23 protein-coding genes and 1 tRNA gene are annotated in these 24035 nt (G+C 71.5%); 12 read left to right on the top strand and 12 right to left on the bottom strand.

Annotation, left to right across the window (positions count from 1 at the left end):
* The first annotated feature begins 83 nt into the window (after positions 1-83).
* The 3 genes from ACN6LD_RS07935 to ACN6LD_RS07925 all read left to right on the top strand — a co-directional run bounded on the left by ACN6LD_RS07935 (position 84) and on the right by ACN6LD_RS07925 (position 3500).
* Positions 84-659 carry a TerD family protein gene (locus ACN6LD_RS07935; RefSeq protein ID WP_057579155.1) on the top strand — a complete coding sequence of 192 codons (576 nt, stop codon included), beginning with the start codon at positions 84-86 and terminating at the stop codon, positions 657-659.
* Between the two features lie 257 nt (positions 660-916).
* Entirely contained in the window at positions 917-2512 is a 1596-nt protein-coding gene (locus ACN6LD_RS07930; protein WP_319196860.1) for a N,N-dimethylformamidase beta subunit family domain-containing protein, read from the top strand.
* Positions 2513-2540: 28 nt separating this feature from the next.
* Positions 2541-3500: a bifunctional GNAT family N-acetyltransferase/NUDIX hydrolase gene (locus ACN6LD_RS07925; RefSeq protein WP_319196862.1), complete on the top strand. Its 960-nt coding sequence runs from the start codon at positions 2541-2543 to the stop codon at positions 3498-3500.
* 105 nt (positions 3501-3605) lie between these two features.
* Here the strand turns inward: ACN6LD_RS07925 and ACN6LD_RS07920 are convergent, their stop codons facing one another.
* A complete protein-coding gene (locus tag ACN6LD_RS07920; RefSeq protein WP_445042769.1) occupies positions 3606-5012 on the bottom strand; it encodes a M1 family metallopeptidase in 1407 nt (468 codons plus the stop codon).
* A gap of 58 nt (positions 5013-5070) precedes the next feature.
* Here ACN6LD_RS07920 and ACN6LD_RS07915 point away from each other — a divergent pair, with 58 nt between their 5' ends.
* Positions 5071-5571 (top strand): hypothetical protein, encoded by a 501-nt coding sequence (locus ACN6LD_RS07915; RefSeq protein WP_319196868.1) that lies wholly within the window; start codon positions 5071-5073, stop codon positions 5569-5571.
* A gap of 6 nt (positions 5572-5577) precedes the next feature.
* Here ACN6LD_RS07915 and ACN6LD_RS07910 read toward each other — a convergent pair whose 3' ends face one another.
* Positions 5578-6324, bottom strand: coding sequence for a pentapeptide repeat-containing protein (locus tag ACN6LD_RS07910; protein ID WP_445042768.1), 747 nt, complete (start codon positions 6322-6324; stop codon positions 5578-5580).
* Between the two features lie 110 nt (positions 6325-6434).
* Between ACN6LD_RS07910 and ACN6LD_RS07905 the strand changes: the two genes are divergently transcribed.
* A complete protein-coding gene (locus ACN6LD_RS07905) occupies positions 6435-7406 on the top strand; it encodes a zinc-binding dehydrogenase (RefSeq protein ID WP_445042767.1) in 972 nt (323 codons plus the stop codon).
* Positions 7407-7541: 135 nt separating this feature from the next.
* On the opposite strand, the gene ACN6LD_RS07900 is transcribed toward ACN6LD_RS07905, so the two are convergent.
* The gene (locus ACN6LD_RS07900; protein ID WP_415924953.1) at positions 7542-8180 is read right to left on the bottom strand and encodes a rhomboid-like protein; all 639 of its coding nucleotides are present in this window, start codon (positions 8178-8180) and stop codon (positions 7542-7544) included.
* Positions 8181-8229: 49 nt separating this feature from the next.
* Here ACN6LD_RS07900 and ACN6LD_RS07895 point away from each other — a divergent pair, with 49 nt between their 5' ends.
* Positions 8230-9120: an aminoglycoside phosphotransferase family protein gene (locus ACN6LD_RS07895; protein WP_445042820.1), complete on the top strand. Its 891-nt coding sequence runs from the start codon at positions 8230-8232 to the stop codon at positions 9118-9120.
* 67 nt (positions 9121-9187) lie between these two features.
* Here the strand turns inward: ACN6LD_RS07895 and ACN6LD_RS07890 are convergent.
* Positions 9188-9261 (bottom strand) — tRNA-Thr (locus ACN6LD_RS07890).
* Between the two features lie 405 nt (positions 9262-9666).
* Here ACN6LD_RS07890 and ACN6LD_RS07885 point away from each other — a divergent pair.
* From ACN6LD_RS07885 to ACN6LD_RS07875, 3 genes are all read left to right on the top strand, one after another.
* The gene (locus tag ACN6LD_RS07885) at positions 9667-10752 is read left to right on the top strand and encodes an ABC transporter ATP-binding protein (protein ID WP_319194618.1); all 1086 of its coding nucleotides are present in this window, start codon (positions 9667-9669) and stop codon (positions 10750-10752) included.
* Between the two features lie 259 nt (positions 10753-11011).
* The gene (locus tag ACN6LD_RS07880) at positions 11012-11482 is read left to right on the top strand and encodes a hypothetical protein (RefSeq protein ID WP_307044004.1); all 471 of its coding nucleotides are present in this window, start codon (positions 11012-11014) and stop codon (positions 11480-11482) included.
* Between the two features lie 100 nt (positions 11483-11582).
* Positions 11583-12314 carry a nucleotidyltransferase family protein gene (locus ACN6LD_RS07875; protein ID WP_057579422.1) on the top strand — a complete coding sequence of 244 codons (732 nt, stop codon included), beginning with the start codon at positions 11583-11585 and terminating at the stop codon, positions 12312-12314.
* A gap of 242 nt (positions 12315-12556) precedes the next feature.
* Here ACN6LD_RS07875 and ACN6LD_RS07870 read toward each other — a convergent pair whose 3' ends face one another.
* From ACN6LD_RS07870 to ACN6LD_RS07845, 6 genes are all read right to left on the bottom strand, one after another.
* Entirely contained in the window at positions 12557-14224 is a 1668-nt protein-coding gene (locus tag ACN6LD_RS07870) for a DoxX family protein (RefSeq protein WP_319194615.1), read from the bottom strand.
* Positions 14225-14431: 207 nt separating this feature from the next.
* Positions 14432-15373 (bottom strand): 23S rRNA (guanosine(2251)-2'-O)-methyltransferase RlmB, encoded by a 942-nt coding sequence (gene rlmB / locus ACN6LD_RS07865; protein WP_319194613.1) that lies wholly within the window; start codon positions 15371-15373, stop codon positions 14432-14434.
* Between the two features lie 113 nt (positions 15374-15486).
* A complete protein-coding gene (cysS, locus tag ACN6LD_RS07860) occupies positions 15487-16887 on the bottom strand; it encodes a cysteine--tRNA ligase (protein ID WP_319194611.1) in 1401 nt (466 codons plus the stop codon).
* A gap of 144 nt (positions 16888-17031) precedes the next feature.
* On the bottom strand, positions 17032-17538 hold the full coding sequence (gene ispF / locus ACN6LD_RS07855) for a 2-C-methyl-D-erythritol 2,4-cyclodiphosphate synthase (RefSeq protein ID WP_319194609.1): 507 nt from the start codon (positions 17536-17538) through the stop codon (positions 17032-17034).
* On the bottom strand, positions 17528-18280 hold the full coding sequence (ispD, locus tag ACN6LD_RS07850; RefSeq protein ID WP_319194607.1) for a 2-C-methyl-D-erythritol 4-phosphate cytidylyltransferase: 753 nt from the start codon (positions 18278-18280) through the stop codon (positions 17528-17530). Before ispD ends, ispF begins: the two co-directional genes overlap by 11 nt.
* A gap of 322 nt (positions 18281-18602) precedes the next feature.
* Complete coding sequence (locus ACN6LD_RS07845; protein WP_003953493.1) at positions 18603-19085, bottom strand: CarD family transcriptional regulator; 483 nt, start codon at positions 19083-19085, stop codon at positions 18603-18605.
* A gap of 674 nt (positions 19086-19759) precedes the next feature.
* On the opposite strand from ACN6LD_RS07845, the gene ACN6LD_RS07840 reads away from it, so the two are divergent.
* Positions 19760-20422, top strand: coding sequence for a copper chaperone PCu(A)C (locus tag ACN6LD_RS07840; RefSeq protein WP_319194606.1), 663 nt, complete (start codon positions 19760-19762; stop codon positions 20420-20422).
* Positions 20423-20637: 215 nt separating this feature from the next.
* On the opposite strand, the gene ACN6LD_RS07835 is transcribed toward ACN6LD_RS07840, so the two are convergent.
* Together ACN6LD_RS07835 and ACN6LD_RS07830 are read right to left on the bottom strand one after the other, a co-directional pair.
* Positions 20638-21318 (bottom strand): response regulator transcription factor, encoded by a 681-nt coding sequence (locus ACN6LD_RS07835; RefSeq protein WP_266890667.1) that lies wholly within the window; start codon positions 21316-21318, stop codon positions 20638-20640.
* On the bottom strand, positions 21315-22682 hold the full coding sequence (locus ACN6LD_RS07830; protein WP_319194602.1) for a sensor histidine kinase: 1368 nt from the start codon (positions 22680-22682) through the stop codon (positions 21315-21317). The genes ACN6LD_RS07835 and ACN6LD_RS07830 overlap by 4 nt, the downstream gene beginning before the upstream one ends.
* Positions 22683-22937: 255 nt before the next feature.
* On the opposite strand from ACN6LD_RS07830, the gene phoU reads away from it, so the two are divergent.
* Both phoU and ACN6LD_RS07820 read left to right on the top strand, forming a co-directional pair.
* A complete protein-coding gene (phoU, locus tag ACN6LD_RS07825; protein WP_319194600.1) occupies positions 22938-23663 on the top strand; it encodes a phosphate signaling complex protein PhoU in 726 nt (241 codons plus the stop codon).
* Between the two features lie 166 nt (positions 23664-23829).
* Positions 23830-23988 (top strand): hypothetical protein, encoded by a 159-nt coding sequence (locus tag ACN6LD_RS07820; protein WP_199863797.1) that lies wholly within the window; start codon positions 23830-23832, stop codon positions 23986-23988.
* The last annotated feature ends 47 nt before the right edge of the window (positions 23989-24035 follow it).

Raw genomic sequence — 24035 nt, 5'->3', positions numbered from 1 at the left:
CTGCGTTCATAGGGATAGCTGTAGCTTCGTGCCCGTACGAAGCCCGTACGAAGCCGTACGCAACGAGGGAAGGACTCCCAACCATGGCTGTAAGCCTGTCCAAGGGTGGCAACGTCTCGCTCACCAAGGAGGCTCCGGGCCTGACCGCCGTCACCGTGGGCCTCGGCTGGGACGTCCGCACCACCACCGGCACGGACTTCGACCTCGACGCCTCTGCGATCGCGGTCAACCTGCAGGGCAAGGTCTACTCCGACGGTCACTTCGTCTTCTTCAACAACAAGCAGACGCCGGACCAGACCATCGTCCACACCGGCGACAACCGCACGGGCGAGGGCGCGGGCGACGACGAGGCGATCAACGTGAACCTGGCGGGTCTCCCCGCCGACATCGACAAGATCGTCTTCCCGGTCTCGATCTACGACGCGGAGAACCGCTCGCAGAACTTCGGCCAGGTCCGCAACGCCTACATCCGCATCGTCAACCAGGCCGGCGGGGCCGAGATCGCCCGCTACGACCTCTCCGAGGACGCGGCCACCGAGACGGCCATGGTCTTCGGCGAGCTCTACCGCAACGGCGCGGAGTGGAAGTTCCGCGCGGTCGGCCAGGGTTACGCGTCGGGCCTCGTGGGCATCGCCCAGGACTTCGGCGTCAGCGTCTGATCCACCCGAACGTCACAGAACGTTCGAACAACAAAGGTTTCCCAGGCAACCTCACCGGACCGCCCGCCCTCTACCAAGAGGGCGGGCGGTCTTCGTGTGACCAGCGGCTTGACCAGTCGCTCGACCGTCACGACCCCGAACCTGCACTGCGACCGAGCTCGCGGTGCAGCAGAGAGGTTTGACAGTCCACACGGCAGTGCGACGAGTGAACAGCGCGTGCGCGGACCGTGTGCCGGTGCCAGGGGGGCCTGTTCCACATGTCCGTCGTCAGTCGTCGCAGGGCCATGGGTACGTTCGGGGTGGGGGCGGTCGCCGCCGCCGGGATCGGAGCGGCCTACGCCTACCGCGAGACCCCCGCGGAGCCCCCGTCGGCGTCCCCGCCGACCGTCCGCAAGGCCACCGCCATGGGCGCCAACCCGGTCGTGAACGAGAACACGCACGAGGGAACGCCCGACTGGGAAGTCCCTGCGGACGCACGCCTCAGCACCAAGGACCATCTGGGGCAGATCCACGGCTACGCGTCGACGACCTCCGTAGCCCCCGGGGAACCGATCTCCTTCCACGTGTCCGTCCGGGTCCCGCAGCCCTTCCGCGTCACCCTCTACCGGCTCGGCCACTACGACGGCGAGGGCGGCCGCCTGATGGCCACCGGACCGGAGCTCACCGGCTCCCGGCAGCCCACCCCCGCCCCGCACCCCGAGACCGGCGCCATCGTGTGCGACTGGCGTCCGTCCTGGACGCACGTCATCCCCAGCACCTGGATATCGGGCGTCTACGTGGCGGTCTTCGAGGCCGAGGACGGCCACCGCAGCTGCACCCCGTTCGTCGTCCGCGAGCAGAACCGCGCGTCGGACCTCCTGGTGGTCCTCCCCTTCACCACCTACCAGGCCTACAACCAATGGCCCATGGACGGCCGTACCGGCAAGAACCTCTACCGGGGCTACCCCCGCCCCGGAGCGGTCGCGGACAGCGACCACCGCGCGTTCCAGGTGTCGTTCGACCGCCCCTACTCCGACCACGGCATGCCCCGGTGGGCCGAGCTGGACGTCGCGTTCACGCGCTGGGCGGAGGCCGAGGGCCACGATGTGACGTACGCGACCAGCGCCGACCTGCACGAGGGCCGGATCGACCCCGGGCGCTACACGGCGATGATCTTCCCCGGCCACGACGAGTACTGGTCGAAGGCCATGCGGGACGTGCTGGACAAGGCGGTCGACGCCGGCACCCACCTCGCCTTCCTCGCGGCCAACAACGTCTACTTCCACATTCGGCTCACCGGCGCGGCCGACGGCGCCCCGTCCCGTACCGTCGCCTGCTACAAGACCGCCGTGGACCCGTCCCCCGACGCGAACGGCCCCACCGAACGCTGGCGTGACCTGGAGGACAAGCACGGCAAGAAGAGCGGGCGGGCCGAACAGGGCGTGCTGGGCGTCCAGTACAACGGCATCCTGGCCAAACCCGCGCCCCTGGTCGTCCGCCGGCCGGACCACTGGTTCTGGGAGGGCACCGGGCTCAAGGACGGCGAGGAGATACCCGGCCTCGTGGCCGTAGAGGCCGACGGCTACGACACCAGGATGCCGTCCCCGAAGGGCGCCACCCGCACCCTCCTCTCGGAGTCCCCCTACCGCTACAAGTCCGCCAAGGGCAGCGGCCACAAGCGGCGCATCCAGAACACCGGCCTCACCGAACACGAGGGCGGCACCCTCGTCTTCGCCGCCGGCACCTTCTTCTGGCCCCTCGCCCTCCACGACGAGGACCACCACGACCCGCGCGTCGAACGCGCGACACGCAACCTCCTCGAGCGGATGCTGCTCTCACGCGGCCAGGTCGGAGCGGAATCGGTCGGGGTCTGACCGGCCGGCAGGCCCTACCCTGCGGCCCATGATCCTGACTGCCCTCCCCCTCGCCGCCGACCACGACATCCCGGGCCCCCTCCTCACCGAACTGACCGCCCTCTACGCCTCCAACCGCGAATTCCAGGCCCTCAGCGGCGACTTCCCGGATCCGCACGACATCCGGCCGGAGCAGGTGGCGGCGGCGCTCGCCGAACAGGCGGCGACCGAAGGGGTGGAGGTGCTGCTGGCCCGCAGCGGGGGAAGACTGGTCGGGGTGGTCATCACCCTGGCCCGGCACCCCGACCCGGCAGACCCGGACCCCTGGATCGGCCTGCTGATGGTCGACGCGGCCGAGCACGGCCAGGGGCACGGCCGCCGGATCGCCGAGCAGATCGAGGAGCGGTTCCGGACGGACGGCCGAGGCGGCCTCCGGCTCGCCGTGCTCGACGCCAACCCCAAGGGCCTCGCGTTCTGGACCGCCCTCGGGTACGAGGTCATCGGCCACCGCCCGGATCTGCGACACGGACGCCCCTGCGCCGTGCTGCGCAAACCGCTGCCACGGCTGCGCCGCGCCGCCCGTGTCGCCGTCGTCGACCCCGGCGGCTCCGTCCTCCTCTTCCGGTACGTCGACCCCGACGCCGGCGCGCACTGGGCACTGCCCGGCGGCGGACTCGAGGAAGGCGAGTCGCCCCGCGAGGGAGCCCTGCGCGAGCTGCGCGAGGAGACCGGCTGGAACGACCTGGAGCCCGGGCCCCTCCTGTGCACCTGGGAGCACGACTTCACCCGCTCCGACGTCGTCATCCGCCAGCACGAGCACATCTACGTCACCCCGGGCCCGCACCGCGAGCCCGCCGGCCCCGACCTGGCAGCCGCCCACACCGCCGACGGCATCCTCGGCTGGCGCTGGTGGCCCCGGCGGGAACTGCACGCGTCCGCCGAGCCGGTGTGGCCGTCCGACCTCGCCCGCCTGCTCGACGAACACGAGGCGACGCACCGCACGGCCTGACCGCGACGCCGGGCAAGGCGGGGAGACAGACCGGGCTCAGGGCTCGGAGGGCCCAAGAGGCTCGGAGGGCATAAGGGACTCGGAGGGCTCAGGGGCTCGGAGGGCTCAGGGGAGCTCCGGCTTGCCCTTCCCGTACAGCCAGTCCGCCCAGATGTCGTCGAAGTCCGCGTCCGGAGCCGCCTTCTCGACGTACGCCGTGAAGGCGTCCGTGTCGGCGTTCCCGTGCCGGTGGGCGGCTGCCCAGCCCTGCACGATGTCGTAGAAGGCGTCGTCGCCGACGGTCTGCCGGATGCGGTGCAGCACCATCGCGCCGCGCTGGTAGACCGGGGCGTCGGAGACATGGGCGGCGCTCGTCGGCTTCGCGGGCGGGAAGTCCCACAGATCCGCGTACTCCTCGACGCCGTGGTCGTAGAGCCCGGTGAACGTCTGCTCCGCCGTGGCACCGCCCTCGTCCTCCGCCCACAGCCACTCCGCGTAGGTCGCGAATCCCTCGTTGAGCCACATGTCCTGCCAGCTCTTCGGCGTCACGGAGTCGCCGAACCACTGGTGCGCGGTCTCGTGCACCAGGGTCGGCAGGTCGGGGGCGCCCGGGTAGACGGGCCGGTTCTGGGTCTCCAGGGCGTACTCGACGTCCCCGGGGCGGTCGACGATCGCCCCGGCCGACGAGAAGGGGTACGGGCCGAAGTTGTTCTGCGCCCACTCCATGACCTCGGGCAGCCGGGCGAGCACCGCACGGCTCGCCGCCGCCTGCGTCGGATCGACCGCGACATACACCGGCAGACCGTCGCGCGTCGTGGAATCGGTGACCGTGAAGTCGCCGACGGCGACCGTCGCCAGATAGCTCGCCATCGGCTCGGCGGTCCGCCAGGAGAACGTCGTACGGCCGCCGCCCGCCGCCTTCCGGCTCCTCAACTCCCCATTGGAGACGGCTGTCAGGCCCTCCGGGACGGTGACGGCGATGTCGTAGGCCGCCTTGTCCGACGGATGGTGATTGCCCGGGAACCAGGCCATCGAACCGACCGGCTCACCGAGGGCCAGGGCCCCGTCCTCGGTGCGCAGCCAGCCCTCCTTCGAACCGTCCGGATCGGTGATCGTGCGCGGGCTGCCGGAGTAGCGGACCGCCACCTCGAAGGTCTCGCCCTCGGACAGGGAGTCCGACGGGCGGACGGTCAGCTCCTGGCCGTCCCGCCGGAACTCGGCCGCCGCGCCCTCGACGGTCACCCCCGCCACCTCCAGGCCCGCGAAATCCAGGCGGAAGGCGGAGAGATCCCGAGTCGCGCGGGCCGTGACGACGGCAGAGCCGCTCAGACGCCCGCCGTCCGGGTCGTAGGCGAGCGTCAGGCCGTAGTGCGAGACGTCGTAGCCGCCGTTGCCCGCCTTCGGGAAGTACGGGTCGCCCACACCGGGGGCCCCGTCGGAGCCGCCCCCCGCATCCCCGTCGCATGCCGCCAGGGCGAGGCTGCAGGCAAGTAACCCGGCCGCCAACGGAACACACCGCATGGATCTGGACATACCAGTGATCCTATGGGGACGTCCGGCGCCCACACCGGGCCGTGACACCATCGCCTACGTGCTCGACATCGGCTACGCCCTCTCCAACCGCTTCCCCGACCCGCCGCAGACGGACTACCGGCGCGCGGACGTCCGCGCCCTGCGCCACGACCTGTTCTGCGGGGACGTCTACCTCGCCGACACCAAGTCGGACCGCGAGGTGTCCACAGCCTGGGGATGGGTGCCGGTGCTGGACTTCGCGTGGGCGCTGTGCGACATCGTCGAGCACATCGACCAGGACCCGGCGGGCTCCCGCGCCTCCCGCCCGCAGTACGCCGAACTGGACTTCACCGAGTCCACCGACCGCATGATCTTCGAACGCCGCTTCGGCTGGGTCGACGTCGAGGCCGACTGGATGCCGGCCGAGGAACCCCCGCTGACCTTCTCGCACGCCGAACTCCGCCGCGAGGCACGCGACTTCCTGCACGACCTGCTCGCCGACCTGATCGACCTGCACGACGACCTGGGCGAGAACCCGGCCGTCTGGACGCTCCAGGCACGCTTCCCCCGCGTGAAATGACCCCCGTCAGCCCTCCACTCTGATCCCCAGCTCACCCGCCAGCACCGGAGCCAGATCCAGCAGCTGGGCCGCGCTGATCACCGCGCCCGACAACCGGCCCACACCCCCCGCGATGCCCAGTTCCACCGCCCCCCGCAGATCCACGTCGCTCAGCGTCGCCGCCGTGAAGTCGGCGGACCGCACCGCACAGTCGACGAACTCGACACGCTCCAGCCGCGCACCCCCGAAATCCGGCTCGACCAGCACACACCCCTCGAAGACGACGTCCCGCAACCGCGCCTGACGCAGGTTCAGATAGTCGATCTTGCCGCCGCGCACCACCACCCGCTCCAGCACCGCCCCGTACAGCTGCGCACCGCCCAGACGGGCTTCGAGCACCTCGACGTCACGCAGCGTCGCCTCCGCCAGATCCGTCCCGACGCCCCGCAGCCCGGTGAGGACGGAGTCCAGGACGCGGGCCTTGCGCAGCCGCGTCCCGTCCAGCGCACACCCCGTCACCGCGCAGTCCATCAACCGGGCGCCCCCGCCGTCCTGCCCCGCCAGATCCAGCTCACGGAACTCCACACCGTCGTAGTCCCCGTCGGGCTCCAGCTCGCCGTCCGCGAAGGGCTCCAGCACCGGCAGCCGCACCTCCGGCCGCCGAGCGCCCTTCACCACGCCGGCGCCCCTGCCTCCGGACCCCCTGCCTCCGGCCCCGCCCGTGGCCGCCCCCGAGCGCGCGCCCCCGCCTGCACCTGTGCCTGTCCTCGCCATACCCCCATGCTGCACCCCGCCACTGACAATCGCCGCCGCCCCTTGACCTCGACCGGACTTGAGGTTGAACGCTGGAGCAGCCAACCCGCAGCACCCACCGGAGGACCCACATGCACGCCATCCGCCTCCACGCCTTCGGCCCCGCCGGCAACCTCCGCTACGAGGAGGTGGACGACCCCGTACCCGGCCCCGGCCAGGTCCGCATCGCCGTCGAGGCCGCCGGCGTCCACCTCCTCGACACCGCCCTGCGCGAAGGCGTCCAGGGCCCCGCGCCTCTCCCCGCCACCCTGCCCACCGTCCCCGGCCGCGAAGTCGCCGGCGTCGTCGACGCCCTCGGCGAGGAGACCCCCGACACCTGGCTCGGCAGACGCGTCGTCGCCCACCTCGGATTCGCCCCCGGCGGCTACGCCGAACTCGCCGTCACCGACGTCGAACGCCTCCACGAGATCCCGGCCGGGCTGAACGCCGCCCAGGCCGTCGCCATGATCGGAACCGGCCGCACCGCCCTCGGGATCGCCCAGTTCGCCGACCTCGGCCCCCACTCCGTCGCCCTGGTCACCGCAGCCGCCGGCGGCATCGGCGCCCTCCTCGTCCAACACGCCCGCAACGCCGGCGCCACCGTCGTCGGCCTCGCGGGCGGCCCCCGCAAGACCGCCCTCGTGGAAGCCGCCGGCGCCGACCTCGCCGTCGACTACACCGACCCCGCCTGGCCCGCCGAGGTCCGCGCCCGCCTCGGCCCCCGCGCCGTCACCGTCGTCTTCGACGGAGTCGGCGCGGACGCCGCCCGCGAGGCCGTCGCGCTCCTCGCCCCCGGCGGCAGCCACCTGGTCTTCGGCTGGTCCGCCGAAGGCATCCGCGACGGCCGGGGCCACTTCGTCGACGGCGTCTCCCGCTCGGTCCTCGGCCCCGTGATGCTCGAGAAGGCCGGCGGCCTCCGCGCCCTCGAACAACGCGCCCTCGCCGAAGCCGCCGCCGGCCGCCTCACCCCCGCCGTGCACCCCTTCCCCCTCGCCGAAGCCGCCGCAGCCCACCACGCCCTCGAAACCCGCGGAACCACCGGCAAAGTGATCCTGACCCCGTGACCCCGCCCGCCGGCAGACAGCGGTGATCAGCCCCGACGGCAGACAGCGGTGATCAGCCACGAGCAGCCATGAGCAGCCACGAGCCGAAGAACGCCCCCGTCCCGTCGTCGTGTCCCGAGCGGCGCGCAGTCGCCTTCACCGTGATCGCTGACCCGGTGGCACAGCCGCTGTCCCCTTCGGATCCCGCACCTTTCCCCGCCCCCTGACCAGCGGGAAACACCCCAACCCGATCAGCACGGACACGAAATGCCCGAAGTCCGTGAACGTCGGCGCCACCGCCAGCGGAAGACCGTAGAAACCGAGGACGCCCACGAGATACGCATACCGCCACGGCGAACGCATCCCGTAGAAGAGCACCGCCACCACACCCGACAGCGCATAACTCACCCCCACATCCAGAGTCTCCACCGACGACTGCGGAGCAAGCCCCTCCTGGATCGCCACCGCCAGCGCGCCCTCACTGACCAACGTCGCCAGCACATGCGCCGCCGCGCACACCGCCAGCCACCGCGCCGTCCCCAGCCAGCGCTCCGCCCGGGCGTGGAACACCGTGTACAGCACCGCGTACGGCACCCAGTGCCCCCCGTCGATCCACATCGCACTCGCCACCAGCACCCGCACCGGATGCCTCGACAGCTCATGGATGTTCGTCGACCGCTGCCGCAGGAACTCCTGCTCGAACTCCGGGGACATGCGGTGCAGCGCGACCGTCGTGACGAAGAGGACCGCCAGCCACACATACGTGCCGGGCGCACTGCGGACGTACGCCCACACCGCCCGCCCGACCCCGGAAAATCCCCTGAGCCCTCTCACCCGGCCCAGTATCGTCCCCGAGGTGATCGACGTTCCGGCCGCACTCGCCGCGGAACAGGTGAAGTACAACGGCCCGGCGGGGCACGCCTTCATCACCGCTCTCCCGGCCCTCGCCCAGAGCTTCCTCGACCGTTGGGGACTACGGGTCGACGGCCCCTCCATGCACGGGGTGAGCGCCCTGGTCCTGCCGGTCACCGCCGCCGACGACACCCGGGCCGTCCTCAAGCTCCAGATCCTCGACGGGGAGAGCGCCGGCGAACCCGTCGCCCTGCGCCTCTGGAACGGCGACCACGCCGTCCGCCTCCTCCGGCACGACGAGCCCACGGGCACGATGCTCCTCGAACGCCTCGACCCGACCCGCATGCTGTCCCACCTGGACGACGTCCACGAGGCGGTCCTCGTCATCGCCGGCCTGCTGACCCGCCTGACGACCCTCCCGGCGCCCAGGGACATGCGCCGCCTCGGCGACATCGCCCACGCCATGCTGGAAGAGGCCCCCCGAGCCCTGGAACACGTCCCCGAACCGGCCGACCGCCGCCTGATCGCCGACTGCGCGGCCGCCCTGCGCGAGGTCGTCGCCGAACCCGGCGACCGGCTCCTGCACTGGGACCTGCACTACGAGAACGTCCTCGCCGCCGACCGCGCCCCCTGGCTCGCCATCGACCCCAAACCCCTCGCCGGCGACCCGGGCTTCGAACTCCTGCCGGCGATCGCCGACCGCTACGACCCGGCGGACGTGCGCTGGCGCTTCGACGCGCTGACCGCCGCCCTCGGCCTCGACCGCGAACGGGCCCGCGCCTGGACCCTCGCCCGGGTCCTCCAGGACTGCCTCTGGGAGATCGAGGACGGCCGCCCCCCGGAGCCGAGACGGCTGGAGACCGCCCGCCTCCTGCGCGGCTGACGACAACGCCCGAAGAGCACGGAAAAACCCAGGCCAGAAACATCCTGACCTGGGCTTTCCCTGAAGGAGCCCCCTGTCGGATTCGAACCGACGACCTACGCTTTACAAGAGCGTTGCTCTGGCCAGCTGAGCTAAGGAGGCACCGCGCGCGACGACGCCGCACGCGAGGCGGCTCCACTGTACACAGCCCCCGTTTCTCACGGCCACGAACATCTCCCCTCCGCGCCACGCGAGGGCCGCGAAGGAGGTGGAGGACCGACGGGCCGTCGGCCGGATCGCCTGTGGAGCCCGGGCAAGGCCGGTCAGGCGCAGCTCACAGGGCTGCGTGCGGGCGGCTGCGGGCGGCGCAGCGGGAATCAGGGTCAAAAGTGATTCGCTCCGCCTCGCTCGAGAATTTCCGCGAAGTTCACATGCCTTCGAGTACTGACAGATCCGGCGAACGCGGGGTAGCGTCCTGACCCAGTTCGCTCATGTGGACTACACCAACCACCTTCCTACAACGGATCGTCCGGCACGTTCCTGCCGGTAGAAGGGGGCCTCAGAGCCATGGCCACTGTTACGTTCGACAAGGCGACCCGGATTTACCCGGGCTCCACGAAGCCCGCCGTCGACGCGCTCGAGATCGACATCGCGGACGGCGAGTTCCTCGTCCTGGTCGGCCCGTCCGGCTGCGGTAAGTCCACCTCGCTCCGCATGCTCGCGGGGCTCGAGGACGTCAACGGCGGTGCGATCCGCATCGGCGACCGTGACGTCACCCACCTGCCGCCGAAGGACCGGGACATCGCCATGGTGTTCCAGAACTACGCGCTGTACCCGCACATGTCGGTCGCCGACAACATGGGCTTCGCGCTCAAGATCGCCGGCGTGAACAAGGCGGAGATCCGGCAGAAGGTCGAGGAGGCGGCGAAGATCCTCGACCTGACCGAGTACCTGGACCGCAAGCCGAAGGCCCTCTCCGGTGGTCAGCGCCAGCGTGTCGCGATGGGCCGCGCCATCGTGCGCGAGCCGCAGGTGTTCCTCATGGACGAGCCGCTGTCGAACCTGGACGCCAAGCTCCGTGTGTCGACGCGTACGCAGATCGCGTCCCTGCAGCGCCGTCTCGGCATCACCACCGTCTACGTCACCCACGACCAGGTCGAGGCGCTGACGATGGGCGACCGGGTGGCGGTGCTGAAGGACGGTCTGCTGCAGCAGGTCGACACCCCGCGCAACATGTACGACAGGCCCGCGAACCTGTTCGTGGCCGGCTTCATCGGTTCGCCGGCGATGAACCTCGTCGAGGTGCCGATCACCGACGGCGGCGTGAAGTTCGGCAACTCGGTGGTGCCGGTGCAGCGTGACGCGCTCGCGGCCGCCACCGACAAGACGGTGACGGTGGGCGTCCGCCCGGAGCACTTCGACGTGGCCACCGGGGTGGAGAAGGGTCTCGCGGTCACGGTGAACGTGGTCGAGGAGCTCGGCTCGGACGCCTTCGTCTACGGCAGCGCCCAGGTCGGCAGCGAGACGAAGGACCTCGTGGTGCGCGTCGGCGGCCGTGACGTCCCGGAGAAGGGCAGCACGCTGCACGTCGTTCCGCGTGCGGGCGAGACCCACGTGTTCTCGACGTCGACGGGCGCCCGTCTGTCGGACTGACCGGACCCGCCCCGGGATTGCCCGGAACGGGCCGACGACCGTGGACGGCGCCTGATTAAACGCCGTCGATTCACTCTGGTCGGTGAAAAAGGCCTCGCAGCCTGCTGCGGGGCCTTTTTTTCGTGCGCGCGAAATCCCCGGCACAGCGGACATTTCGGTGCGCGGTCGTCAACGCCCTACCCGAAAAGGAGCAAAGCTCCATCCCCCGTACGGGTGACTCATTGTCGCGGACTCATTACTGCACGCTACCCTCTCACGCGTGAAGCACTCCGCGAACCACTCCACCACCCAGCGCACGCGCAGCGGCCGGGGCGGCCCAGCCCGCCGGATCGGCCGCTCGCTCGCTCTCGTCCTGCCCGTCGTCATGGTGCTCTCCGGGACCCTCGCGGTCACCCGGGTCAACTGGTCGGGGAACCCCTCGGATTCGGTGCTCACCGCCTCCGACGTCTCCGCCGTGCACCAGTCCTCGCGGAAGGCCGCCAAGGCCCCGCAGGACGTGTTGCGCGACCAGTTGCTGTCCGAGCTCCAGGAGAAGGATCCGGGCGTCGCCCTGACCCATCTCCAGGCCGCCGTGAACGGTAAGCCTTCGTTGGCGCGGCACTGTTCGTCCATCGCCCGCGCGCTGGGCCGCGCGGCGGTCCGTATGTACGGCCCGTCACGGGCGCAGTCGTACTCCCGCCCGGTGTGCGACACGGCCTTCGCGTCGGGCGTCCTGGCGGCGCGCGGCTGAGGGGCCGCCGGGCCCGGCGCCCGTTCCGGAGCGTGGGGCTCCCCTCCCGCCGGGGGATCCGCACTCCTGCCTGCGCACGGGCGGCACGTACAGTGCGGTCATGACCGATCCGCACGCCGCGTCCCGTCCCACACAAGCCGTCATCCTGGCCGGTGGCCAGGGGTCGCGGCTGCGTCCCTACACCGACGACCGGCCCAAGCCGATGGTCGAGATCCCCGGCACGGGGACGCCGATCATCGGCCATCAGCTCGTCTGGCTCGCCGAGGAGGGCGTGACGGACGTGGTCGTCTCCTGCGGACATCTCGCCGAGGTGCTGCAGGACTGGCTGAAGACGGCCGATCTGCCCGTCGACGTCACCACGGTCGTGGAGACCGAGCCGCTGGGCCGCGGCGGCGGCCTGAAGTACGCGGCCGCTCGTCTCCCCCGTCCCGACCGGCCCTGGTACGCCACGAACGGTGACATCTGGACCCGTTTCTCGCTGCGCGAGATGGCCGACTTCCACGCCGAGCGCGACGCGATAGCGACGCTGGCCCTGGCGCGCCCGCGCATTCCGTGGGGTGCGGTGCAGACGGACGGCTTCGGTCACATCACGGACTTCATCGAGGCGCCGCCGACGACGTACGAGATCAACGCGGGTGTGTACGTGTTCTCGCCGGCGTTCGCCGGGCTGCTGCCGGAGCGCGGCGACCACGAGCGCACGACGTTCCCGCATCTGGCGCGTGAGCGGCGGCTGGCCGGTTTCCCGATTCCGCAGGGGGCATACTGGCGGGCCATCGACACCGCGAAGGATCTGACGGAGGCGGCGAAGGAACTGGCGACGCAGGGGCGCTGAGGATCGCAGAGGGCCACCGACAGGCGCTGAGGTGCGTCGAGGGGCGGCCAGGGCGTTGAGGGCGTTGACGAGGGTCGCACCGCCGGTCGGGCGGTCGTGACCGGCCTGTGAGAGCCCGGATGGTCCGGCTGCGGGCCCGGGTGCTCCCGCTGCGCCCGCGGACGACACGAAGGGTGCCGTGCGCTCACCGCGCACGGCACCCTTCTCCGCTCACGAGGGCCCTCGCATCCGGGCCGGCGGGTCTACCCGAGGAGGCCGCCGACGAGGCCGGGCTGGCCGGAGGAGGTGGAGCCGCCGCCGTTCGAGCCGCCGTCGGAGCCGCCGGAGCTGCTGGTGGAGCCGCCCGAGCTGGGGCCGGAGCTGGTGCTGGGGGCCTGCTGCTGCGGGGCGGAGTGCTCGGGCGGGGCCTGGCCGGCGGTGCCCTGGGTCTGGCTGGGCGCTCCGCCGCCGGCGCCGGCGGTGCCGGTGTCGCGGGACTCGGAGGGTTCGCTGTCGGCGCCGGCCGTCGGGGCGGCCGAGGTGGCGTCCTGGGTGGGCGAGGTGGAGGCGGCCGGCTTGCGGGAGGCCTTGTGCGTGCCGGGCTTCCCGGGCAGGGGCGAGCCGGGCAGTTCGTTGCGCGGGGGCTCGCCGGGGCCGGGGACGATCACGCGGTCGGCGTCGCGGACGGCGCCGCCGAGCAGGGAGCCGGTCAGCAGGGTCAGTCCGACGACGATCGCGGTGACGAGGGCGCCGCGGCGCAGGACGTAGCGTCGCAGTTCCCACAGGTCGGAACGGGGGCCGAGACGGCGCCAGGCGCCGGCGGCGAGGCGGCCGTCGATGGAGTAGACGGGGGCGCCCGCGATGATCAGCGGCGACCAGGCGGCGAGGTAGATGATGTGGGGCGTGTCGTAGACCGGGGTGGTCTTCCAGCTGACGGTGACGATGAGCGCGGCGGAGAGCCCGGCGCCGACGACCGCGGCGATGCGCTGCCAGCAGCCGAGGACGGTGAGCACGCCCACGACGACCTGGAGGAAGGCGATGACGAGGCCGGAGCCGACGGGGTGGTGGAGGGCGAACTGGCGCAGGGGCTCGGCGACTTCCCAGGGATGCAGGGTGTTCAGCCACTTCACCATGGAGCCGCGCTTGCCGCCGTCGAAGTAGACGGGGTCGCAGAGCTTGCCCATGCCGGCGTAGATGGAGATGAACCCGAGGAAGATGCGCAGCGGGAGCAGGACCACGCCGAGGTTCATCCGGCGGCCCGGGAAGTAGGCGTGCCGGGCGGGGTCCTCGCCGTGCCGCCGGGTGCGGGGGGCGGGTGCCCGGTCCGGGTCGGGGCCGGCGCCGGTCGGGCCGAAGTCCTCGAACTGGGCGTCGTCGTAGGCCGGTTCGTCGTAGGCGCTGCCGACGGTGCGCATGTGGGGCAGGATGCGGTGTTCGCCGGCGGCGGGCCGGCGCTGGGCGCCGACGACGGGGGTCTCGAGGGTCTGTGCGGCGAGGTCGCCGTCGTATCCGCGGTCGCCGACGCGGGGGATGACCTGGGTGGCTCCGGCGTCGGCGGCGGGCGGTTCGCCGTGACCGATGCTGCCTGCCCGCACGGCCTGGAGCAGTCGGTGGGCGCCGGTGTCGTCGGGGGCGGACTTGCCGCTCCAGACGACGGCCCGACGGCGGCCCGCGGAGGCGGCGCCCGCTCGGCCCACCGCCCCGACGGCGGCCATGCGCGCGGTGTCATCGATGGCGCTCACATGCCGGGCGATCCGCGGGGATTGGTTACGCCGCGTCGACGCGGCCAGCTGCACGCGGAAGCTCGCGTGGCTGACGATGATCTGCGCCGGGTCGCTCGGCACCTTCACCATGCTCAGCGCGGGAGCGTCGTCGAATCCCGACGAGCGGTCCCCCGTGGGTGTGCGGGGTGTTCTGGTGTCCACACTCATCTAACCGAGTGACGTGTCGTTAGGACACTGCTTTGACCCGCCGGATCTGTCCGGACTCCGTCAAGGTTGCACTACGCGCCGGGATTAACCCGTTCGGGTGAACTCGCGGACATGCGTTCTCGCGTCTTCGAGCATGTCGCCGGACACGAAACCCGGCTTGTCGCCTGGCTTGAAGGCGGGCATGTCGTCGAGTCCACCCAAGCCGCGTCAGCTCCTGCGGCGAGCCGCCTCGTACAGCACGATGCCCGCCGCCACACCGGCGTTGAGCGACTCCGCGCCGCCCGGCATCGGGATGCGGACGCGGAAGTCGCAGGTCTCGCCCACGAGTCGGGACAGCCCCTTGCCCTCACTGCCGACGACGATGACGACCGGGCCGTCCAGCGCCTTCAGCGTGCCGACCTCGTGCTCGCCGTCGGCGGCCAGGCCGACCACCGCGATGCCGGCCTTCTTGTAGGCCTCCAGGGCCCGGGTGAGGTTGGTGGCACGGGCGACCGGGGTGCGGGCGGCCGTGCCGGCGGAGGTCTTCCAGGCGCCGGCCGTCATGCCGGCCGCGCGCCGCTCGGGGACGACGACGCCGTGCCCGCCGAAGGCGGATACCGAGCGGACGACGGCGCCCAGGTTGCGCGGGTCGGTGACGCCGTCGAGGGCGACGATCAGCGGGTCCTCGCCGCCGTCGTAGGCGGCCGACGCCAGGTCCTCGGGGTGCGCGTACTCGTACGGCGGGACCTGGAGGACCAGACCCTGGTGGTTGAGGCCGTTGGTCATACGGTCCAGCTCGGGACGCGGGGCCTCCATGAGGTGGATGCCGCCGCGCTCGGCGGCGAGCTGCAGCGCCTCGCGCACCCGCTCGTCGTTGTCGATGAACTGCTGGACGTACAGCATCGTCGCGGGCACGCCCTCGCGCAGCGCCTCGACGACCGGGTTGCGGCCTACGACCATCTCGGACGTGCCCTTGCCGCCGCGGCCGCGCGGGACGGGCCGGCGCGCGGTCTGCTTCGCCTTGGCGTTCGCGATGCGGTTCGCCTTGTGCTTCTTGCGCATCTCGGCGGGCGGGGTCGGACCCTTGCCCTCGAGGCCCTTGCGCCGCTGGCCGCCACTGCCGACCTGCGCGCCCTTCTTGCCGGACATGCGGCGGTTGTTGGCTGCCATGTGTCTCTCGTCTCCGTGAGCGTCGTACGTATGTCTTATGCAGTGTGCCGCCCGGACGGCCGGGCGGCACAGTCGATCAAGGACGGGACTCCTCGCGGAGCCCCGTCGCGGCGCTAGCGCGGGCCCAGCGTCCAGCGCGGACCCTGCGGGCCGTCCTCGATGGTCAGGCCGGACTGGGCGAGCTGGTCGCGGATGGCGTCCGCGGTCCCCCAGTCCTTGCGGGCGCGGGCCGACTCGCGCTGGTCGAGGACGAGCCGTACGAGGCTGTCGACCACGCCGTGCAGGTCCTCGCCCCGGCTCTCCTCGTCGGCCCACTGGGCGTCCAGCGGGTCCAGGCCGAGGACGCCGAGCATGGCGCGGACCTCTGCGAGGCGGGCCACCGCGGCTTCCTTGTCGTCGGCGGCCAGGGCCGAGTTCCCCTGCCGGACCGTGGTGTGCACGATGGCCAGCGCCTGCGGCACGCCGAGGTCGTCGTCCATCGCGTCGGCGAAGGCGGGCGGCACCTCGGCGGCGGGCTCGACGACCCCGCCGGCCTTCTCGACGACGCGCTGCACGAAGCCCTCGATCCGCGCGAACGCCGACTCGGCCTCGCGCAGGGCCTCCTCGCTGTACTCGATCATCGAGCGGTAGTGGGGCGTGCCGAGGTAGTAGCGCAGCACGATGGGCCGCCACTGCTTGACCATCTCGGCGACGAGGACGCTGTTGCCCAGCGACTTCGACATCTTCTCGCCGCTCATGGTGACCCAGGCGTTGTGCACCCAGTACCGCGCGAACTCGTCGCCGAAGGCCTTGGCCTGGGCGATCTCGTTCTCGTGGTGCGGGAAGATCAGGTCGAGGCCGCCGCCGTGGATGTCGAAGACGGGGCCCAGGTACTTGTGCGCCATCGCCGAGCACTCGAGGTGCCAACCGGGCCGCCCGCGGCCCCACGGCGTCTCCCAGCTCGGCTCCCCCGGCTTGACGGACTTCCACAGCGCGAAGTCGCGGTGGTCGCGTTTGCCGGTCTCGCCGTCGCCCGAGGGCTGGCGCAGGTCGTCGAGGTCCTGGTTGGACAGCTCCAGGTAGCCGGGGAACGAGCGCACGTCGAAGTAGACGTTGCCGTCGGACTCGTAGGCGTGGCCCCGCTCGATGAGACCGCGCATCATCTCGATCATCTCGGGGACGTGCCCGGTGGCGCGGGGTTCGTAGGTGGGCGGCAGGCAACCGAGCGCCTGGTAGCCGTCGTTGAACGCGCGCTCGTTCTCGTACCCGATCGACCACCAGGGGCGGCCCTGGGTGTGCGACTTGGCGATGATCTTGTCGTCGATGTCGGTGACGTTGCGGATGAACGTGACGTCGTAGCCGCGGTGGGCGAACCAGCGGCGCATGATGTCGAAGTTCAGGCCCGAGCGGATGTGCCCGATGTGCGGGGCGGCCTGCACGGTGGCGCCACAGAGGTAGATCGAGACACAACCCGGTGTGAGCGGGGCGAAGTCACGGATCTGCCGGGCGCTGGTGTCGTACAGGCGAATAGTCACCACTCCAGGGTAGTGGGCGCGGGGCGATGTCCGACACCTCCTCCGGGCGGCAGGCTTGCCGTTCGCGGACGCCGGGCCGGGCGGTCGGGCGGTCGCCCCTGCGCCGCGCCCCGGGGTCTCGCTGTGGCCCTCGGCCCGGCGTGCTCACGCCTGTCGCACGACCAGTGCCGTCGCCACCGCCATCAGGCCTTCGCCGCGGCCCGGGAAGCCCAGTCCGTCCGTCGTCGCTCCGGACACGGACACCGGCGCGCCCGCCGCCTCCGACAGCAGCTTCTGGGCCTCGTCCCGCCGCTTGCCGATCTTGGGGCGGGGTCCGACGACCTGGACGGCGACGTTGCCGATGAGGAAACCGGCCTCGCGGACGATCCGGGCCGCCTCGGTGAGCAGCGTGACGCCGGACGCGCCGGACCACTCGGGGCGTCCGGTGCCGAAGTGCTGCCCCAGGTCGCCGAGTCCGGCGGCGGAGAAGAGCGCGTTGCAGGCGGCGTGGGCGACGACGTCCGCGTCGGAGTGTCCGGCCAGTCCGGGTCCCTCGCCCTCCCATCTGAGGCCGGCGCACCACAGTTCGCGGCCTTCCTCGAAGGCGTGGACGTCGGTGCCGATGCCCACCTGGGGCAGCGGCACGGCTCCGGAGGGCGTCTCAGAAGCCATCGTTGAGCCTCCTGCGGGCCAGGACCGCTTCGGCGAGGATCAGGTCGAGGGGGCGGGTGACCTTGAAGGCCTCCTCGTGACCGGGGACGACGACGACGGTCAGCCCGAGCTGCTCGACCATGCTGGCGTCGTCGGTGACGTCGTCCGTGATCGTCTCGTGGGCGCGGACCAGCGTGGCGCGGTCGAAGCCCTGCGGGGTCTGGACGGCCCGCAGCCGGGCGCGCTCGGGAGTGGCGACGACCGGTTCGGGGTCGCCCGCGGTCTCGGCCGGCCGGACCTCCTTGACGGTGTCGGCGAGCGGCAGTGCCGGGACGACCGCCGGGGCGCCGTCGCGCACGGCCTCGATGACGGCGTCCACCGTGTCGACGGGGACGAGGGGCCGGGCGGCGTCGTGGACCAGCACGATGTCGTGGCCGGGCGGCAGCGCGTCAAGGCCCAGCTTCACGGACTCCTGACGGGATTCGCCGCCGGGGACGACCAGGAAGTCGGTGCGGTCGGGCAGCGCGTGCGCGTCGAGGAGGGACTTCACCTCCGCGGTGCCGTCCGGTGGGGCCACGACGACGACGAGGGAGACCGCGCGGGACGCGGCGAGCGCGCGCACCGCGTGGATCAGCATGGGCGTGCCGCTGAGCGTGCGGAGCGCTTTGGGGGCGCCCGGACCGAGGCGGACACCTCGCCCGGCGGCCGGAATCACCGCCGCGGTGCGGGTCGGCGCGGGGGAGGGACGCGAATCGTCAGACATCGGTTCCTGTCAGGTTTGTGTGCCGGCCTGGCGTGGGTATGGCCTGGGAAGTGCCGGGCGCGACGCCTTGACCGGACCCTTCCGTGACGCGCCGGTCAGGCGGCAGCCCGGGCCCGGCACACCAAGTATCGGGGGATCTTCACCCTCGTGGGGCGGATCGGTCGACTCGTCGGGCGGTGCGCACCGGAGGAGTCGTACAGAGCCGGGCGCAGGGCGATGTCCGGGCGCGGACATGCCGCAGCGCCCGGCGACGGAAATACGTCATCGGGCACCGCGGCAGTTCAGTGTTCCTCAGTGCGCTGAGGCCGGTCCAGGCCCGGCGTCAGGACGCGAGAACCTCGTCGAGCAGGGCTTCCGCCTTGTCCTCGTTGGTGTTCTCCGCGAGCGCGAGCTCGCTCACCAGGATCTGGCGAGCCTTGGCGAGCATGCGCTTCTCACCTGCGGAGAGTCCGCGCTCGCGCTCACGACGCCACAGGTCACGCACGACTTCCGCGACCTTGATGACATCGCCGGAGGCGAGCTTCTCCAGATTTGCCTTGTAACGACGCGACCAGTTCGTGGGCTCCTCGGCGTACGGCGCGCGCAGCACCTCGAAGACCCGGTCCAGCCCGTCCTGACCGACCACATCACGCACGCCGACGAACTCCGCATTGTCCGCTGGCACACGTACCGTCAGGTCACCCTGGGCGACCTTCAGGACCAAGTAGGTCTTGTCCACGCCTTTGATCTGGCGAGTTTCGATAGCCTCGATCAGCGCGGCCCCGTGATGGGGATAGACCACGGTGTCGCCAACCTTGAACGTCATGTGACAGGTACCCCTTCCGTGGCTATCCAGGGTAACACGGAAACTGCGGTTCCTGAATGGCGTTTTCGCAGGTCAGGGCATATCTCGGGGCTTGACAACTGCGACACGAACGTGCTGCGGAGGGTCCCCGGAAGCGGGTATTCGCAGGTCGGAGCCACTCTCCGAGGGGGGCGAAACGCGTACGTTACACGCATCCGGAGGCCCGCCCGAACGGACGAACGTCCACATATGTCCGCTTGCGCGCGTGCGACTTCCGCTACTCCGTTCGGAGCGCCTGGCCGGTTACCGCTCGTTTCCGGAATTGATCATCGGCCGTTCGCCCGGCGCCGTGATCAATTCCCCGGACGGCCTCGCATTCCTTCACGGAAAATCCGCGAGTGCGCGTCGACCGCGCTTATGTGAATGACCGACGAGCAGGCGGACGACCGGTGAAGCCAAAGTGGCTGACGCGTTGCTTCTGACTCTTGGGGCGAGAGTGACGGAAGTGACGGGGCCCACTCGGAACAGGAGGGACGAACCCCCGCCGCGCGTCCGACTCGGCCCGAGATCGCCGAAGAGGCGGGTCGGGTGCGGCGGCGCCGGAACGGCTCGATAACCTGAGGCCCCTGACTGATCCTTAGGGCGGCTTTGTCTCGGATGAGAGCCGCCCGTGCGTTCAAGGAGTTGCAGCCGCCGTGAGCAGCAGCCTTCGACGCGGCGCCCTCGCCGCTTCCGCCATCGCGTTCTCGATCGCCTCGCTCGCCGCCTGCGGCGCCGGAAACGACTCCCAGACCCTGGAGATCAAGCCGGACAACGCCGCCGCCCAGGTCGGCGAGATCAAGCTGCAGAACGTCGTCGTGATCACTCAGCCGGACCTGGAGTCCACCGGGCCGGCCGTGGTCTCGGCGACCGTCTTCAACGCCGACGACGACCCGCAGACGCTCGACTCCATCACCCTCGACGGCACCGGCAAGTCCGCCGAGCTCAAGCCCGCCAAGGGCAGGGGCGAGCTGACGGTCCCGGCCCACGGCTCGCTCGTCATCGGCGGCGCCGGCAACGCCTCGGCCGTCCTGCCGAACAGCAGTGAGGCCGTCAAGAACGGCGACGCGCAGAACATCACCTTCACCTTCAGCAAGACCGGCGCGGTCAAGCTGGCCGCCTTCGTCGTGCCGGCCGAGGGCTACTTCTCCGGCTGGGGACCGAGCAAGATCCCGACCGCCTCGGCGTCCCCCTCCAAGGGCGCCTCGCCGTCGCCCTCGGAGTCGGCGGGCGCGGGCGGCACCGCCGAGTCCGGCTCGCCCTCCCCGTCCGGCCCGGCTTCCGCGAGCGCCTCGAACAGCGCGGCGGCCGGCCACTGAGCGGTCGTGAGAACGTCCGAGGGCGGGAACCTGGTTGGGTTCCCGCCCTCGGCGGTCCTGAGCCCACGGCTCGAACTCCTGGCGCACCCCTCACGGGGATTCCTGCTGACCGCGTCGCGCCTGGCCCCCTCCAGGTGCTACCGGCGCCCCACAGGCGTTCGGCCTCCCCGTCCACCCGACGGCGAGGGCCCGACGGTGCGGGACCGGCGGGCGGCTCAGGGTTCGAACTTGTATCCCAGGCCGCGCACCGTGACCAGGTAGCGCGGCGCGCCCGGGTCCGGCTCGATCTTGGCGCGCAGGCGCTTGACGTGGACGTCGAGGGTCTTGGTGTCGCCCACGTAGTCGGCGCCCCAGACCCGGTCGATGAGCTGCATGCGGGTCAGGACGCGCCCGGCGTTGCGCAGCAGCATCTCCAGCAGGTCGAACTCCTTGAGCGGGAGGTCGACCTTGGAACCGGAGACCGTCACCACGTGCCGGTCGACGTCCATCCGGACCGGACCGGCCTCCAGGGCCGCCGGCGACACCTCCTCGGGCTCGCCGCGGCGGCGCAGGACGGCCCGGATGCGGGCGACCAGCTCGCGCGAGGAGAAGGGCTTGGTGACGTAGTCGTCGGCCCCTATCTCCAGGCCGACGACCTTGTCGATCTCGCTGTCCTTGGCGGTCACCATGATCACGGGGACGTTGGAGCGGCCGCGCAGCTGGCGGCAGACCTCCGTGCCGGGCAGCCCCGGCAGCATCAGGTCGAGGAGCACGAGGTCGGCGCCGTTGCGCTCGAACTCGTCGAGTCCATCGGGCCCGGTGGTCGCGACGGCGACCTCGAAGCCCTCCTTGCGGAGCATGTAGGAAAGGGCGTCGGAGAAGGACTCCTCGTCCTCGACGACGAGCACTCGGGTCACGGAAGGACCTCCGGGGCGGAAAGCGTCTGGTACGCGGTCGAATCGGGGGATGAGGCGCGGGACGGGGCCCGGGGCGAAGGATGGGAGGAGGAGATGGCGACCTCGTCGAGGTCGTCGACGTCGTCGACCTCGTCCGGGTCCGGGTACTGTTCCGCGCGGTCACGGGCCGGGCCCGCCTCCGGCAGTCGCAGGGTGAACGTGGAGCCCTGGTTCTCGGCGCTCCACACCGTGACCTCCCCGCCGTGCGAGGCGGCCACGTGCTTGACGATCGCCAGCCCGAGGCCCGTGCCGCCCGTGGCACGGGAGCGGGCCGGGTCGACGCGGTAGAAGCGCTCGAAGATGCGCTCCTTGTCCTTGTCGGAGATGCCGATGCCCTGGTCGGTCACGGCGATCTCGATCTGGTCCCCGCCCGGCGCGCTCACCCGGCGGGCGGCTATGCCGACGCGGGTGCGGGCGGGCGAGTAGTTGACGGCGTTCTCGACGAGGTTGCCGAGGGCGGCGGCCAGCTGGCCGCGGTTCCCCCAGACGCGCAGCCCGCAGGCGTCGTCCTCGAGCGGTACGCCGGACGGGTCGGGTCCGTCGGGCGCGCCCACGTTCGAGGCCATGGTGATCTGCTTGGCGCCGGCCTGGTGCCGGCAGCGGTCCACGGCCTCGGCGACCAGCTCGGCCACGCCGACCGGCTCCGCGTCCTCGAGCGGATCGTCGTTCTGCACCCTCGACAGGTCGATCAGCTCCTGGACCAGGCTGGTCAGCCGGGTCGCCTCGATCTGCATACGGCCGGCGAACCGTTCCACCGCCTCCGGGTCCTCCGAGGCGTCCATGACGGCCTCGGAGAGGAGCGAGAGCGCGCCGACCGGGGTCTTCAGCTCATGGCTGACGTTCGCCACGAAGTCCCGCCGGACCGCCTCGATGCGACGGGCCTCGGTGAGGTCCTCCACCAGGAGCAGCACCAGCCGGGAGCCCAGCGGCGCCACCCGGGCGGACACGGCGAGGGCCTCGCCGCGCCCGGTCCCGCGCCGGGGAAGGTCCAGCTCGACCTGGCGTATCTCCCCGTCGCGCCGGGTGTCCCGGGCCATCTTCAGCATGGGTTCCACGCTGAGCCGGCCGCCGCGCACCAGCCCGAGGGCGTAGGCGGCGGAGCTGGCCTTGACGACGGCGTCGGCCTCGTCGAGGACGACGGCGGAGGACCGCAGGACGGACAGGACGGTGTCCACGCCGGGCGGAAGCATGGGGTCCGTATGCAGCGAGGTGCGGGTGGGGCGCTTCTGCTCCCGCTCGCTCCAGCGGAACGCCAGCACGGCGATGACACCGGTGAGCACACCGGCGATCGCTGCCGCTGCGGCGACCGCCGCGTTCACGTTCATGCCCTCAGGTTAGGCATGCCATCCGTCCTGGCCACAGCTACGGAGGTGCGACCTCGAACACTCGTCGCCCAGAGTTCACCTTGGAGCCAGTGGTGGTTCATTTGGGGTGACGGAAATCGACGCGTACGGGGCGGACCGTGGCACCGTGGGGCCCGGAGCCCGAGAAGGACCCGGACTTCAGCAGGAGCGGACCCCGGCGAACCCGAGCCCGAACCCGAACCGAACCCCGAGAACCACGTACGAGAGGGAACCCTGATGCGGGACGCGTACCACGAGGAACTGGACTCGATCGGCGACAGCCTGGTGGAGATGGCCCGGCTGGTCGGGTCGGCGATCGGACGCGCCACGACCTCCATCCTCGACTCCGATCTGAAGCTGGCCGAGAGCGTGATCGAGGCCGACCAGCGGGTCGACGAGCTGCAGCACGACCTGGAGGCGCGGGCCATAGCGCTGCTGGCCCGGCAGCAGCCGGTGGCGACGGACCTGCGGATCGTCGTCACGTCCCTGCGGATGTCGGCCGACCTGGAGCGGTCCGGCGACCTCGCCCAGCACGTGGCGAAGCTGGCCCGGCTGCGCTTCCCCAACCGTGCGGTCCCGCACGACCTGCACGCCACGATCCTGGAGATGGGCCAGCTCGCGCAGCGCCTGATGGCGAAGGCGGCCGAGGTCATCATCACGAAGGACGTCGACCTGGCGCTCCAGCTGGAGCAGGACGACGACGAGATGGACCTGCTGCACCGCACGCTCTTCCAGCACCTGCTGGACGACAAGTGGAAGCACGGCATCGAGACCGCGGTCGACGTGACCCTGCTCGGCCGCTACTACGAGAGGTTCGCCGACCACGCCGTGGCCGTCGCGAAGCGTGTGGTGTTCCTGGTGACGGGCGAGCACGCGGACGAGCTCCAGCAGGACCTGCCGCCGGAGATCCAGCCGACGGCGGGCTCCGGCGCCACGGGTGCCGACGCCGGGACCGGGGCGTAGGCGGCGCGCAAGCGGGGCGGCGCGCGCACCGAGGCGGAGGCGGCGGGACGCGGGCCGGGGCGTGCCGGATCCGGCTCAGGGCGTGCGCAAGCCACTGTGCGCCGTTGATGCGCCCAGGGGAACGGGCATGGAATGGGCACAGGCCCTACGCCTCCGGGAGGAACCCATGGCCGAGTCCCCCAGCGCTCCGACGTCCGACCCCACCCAGGAACACCCGACCGAGCAGCCCGCCGAGATCAGGAACCTGATGCTGATCGGAGCGTGCGGCTGCGGTTCCGGGTGCGGCTGCGGCTGCCAGTCGGGCAGCCCCTGCCAGTGCGGCTGAGTCGACCGAGCGAACCATGCCGGACGAGGGCTCCGGCGCCGGTCGAC

This window comes from Streptomyces sp. SAS_272 (genome assembly GCF_052543235.1).
This window is presented reverse-complemented; position numbering and strand designations above follow the sequence as displayed.

Excerpts from the sequence above, each read along its gene's own strand:
- ACN6LD_RS07935 (WP_057579155.1), top strand. The coding sequence starts at position 84 with ATGGCTGTAAGCCTGTCCAAGGGTGGCAACGTCTCGCTCACCAAGGAG.
- ACN6LD_RS07930 (WP_319196860.1), top strand. The coding sequence starts at position 917 with ATGTCCGTCGTCAGTCGTCGCAGGGCCATGGGTACGTTCGGGGTGGGG.
- ACN6LD_RS07925 (WP_319196862.1), top strand. The coding sequence starts at position 2,541 with ATGATCCTGACTGCCCTCCCCCTCGCCGCCGACCACGACATCCCGGGC.
- ACN6LD_RS07920 (WP_445042769.1), bottom strand. The coding sequence starts at position 5,012 with ATGTCCAGATCCATGCGGTGTGTTCCGTTGGCGGCCGGGTTACTTGCC.
- ACN6LD_RS07910 (WP_445042768.1), bottom strand. The coding sequence starts at position 6,324 with ATGGCGAGGACAGGCACAGGTGCAGGCGGGGGCGCGCGCTCGGGGGCG.
- ACN6LD_RS07905 (WP_445042767.1), top strand. The coding sequence starts at position 6,435 with ATGCACGCCATCCGCCTCCACGCCTTCGGCCCCGCCGGCAACCTCCGC.
- ACN6LD_RS07885 (WP_319194618.1), top strand. The coding sequence starts at position 9,667 with ATGGCCACTGTTACGTTCGACAAGGCGACCCGGATTTACCCGGGCTCC.
- ACN6LD_RS07875 (WP_057579422.1), top strand. The coding sequence starts at position 11,583 with ATGACCGATCCGCACGCCGCGTCCCGTCCCACACAAGCCGTCATCCTG.
- ACN6LD_RS07870 (WP_319194615.1), bottom strand. The coding sequence starts at position 14,224 with ATGAGTGTGGACACCAGAACACCCCGCACACCCACGGGGGACCGCTCG.
- rlmB (WP_319194613.1), bottom strand. The coding sequence starts at position 15,373 with ATGGCAGCCAACAACCGCCGCATGTCCGGCAAGAAGGGCGCGCAGGTC.
- ispF (WP_319194609.1), bottom strand. The coding sequence starts at position 17,538 with ATGGCTTCTGAGACGCCCTCCGGAGCCGTGCCGCTGCCCCAGGTGGGC.
- ispD (WP_319194607.1), bottom strand. The coding sequence starts at position 18,280 with ATGTCTGACGATTCGCGTCCCTCCCCCGCGCCGACCCGCACCGCGGCG.
- ACN6LD_RS07845 (WP_003953493.1), bottom strand. The coding sequence starts at position 19,085 with ATGACGTTCAAGGTTGGCGACACCGTGGTCTATCCCCATCACGGGGCC.
- ACN6LD_RS07830 (WP_319194602.1), bottom strand. The coding sequence starts at position 22,682 with ATGAACGTGAACGCGGCGGTCGCCGCAGCGGCAGCGATCGCCGGTGTG.
- phoU (WP_319194600.1), top strand. The coding sequence starts at position 22,938 with ATGCGGGACGCGTACCACGAGGAACTGGACTCGATCGGCGACAGCCTG.
- ACN6LD_RS07820 (WP_199863797.1), top strand. The coding sequence starts at position 23,830 with ATGGCCGAGTCCCCCAGCGCTCCGACGTCCGACCCCACCCAGGAACAC.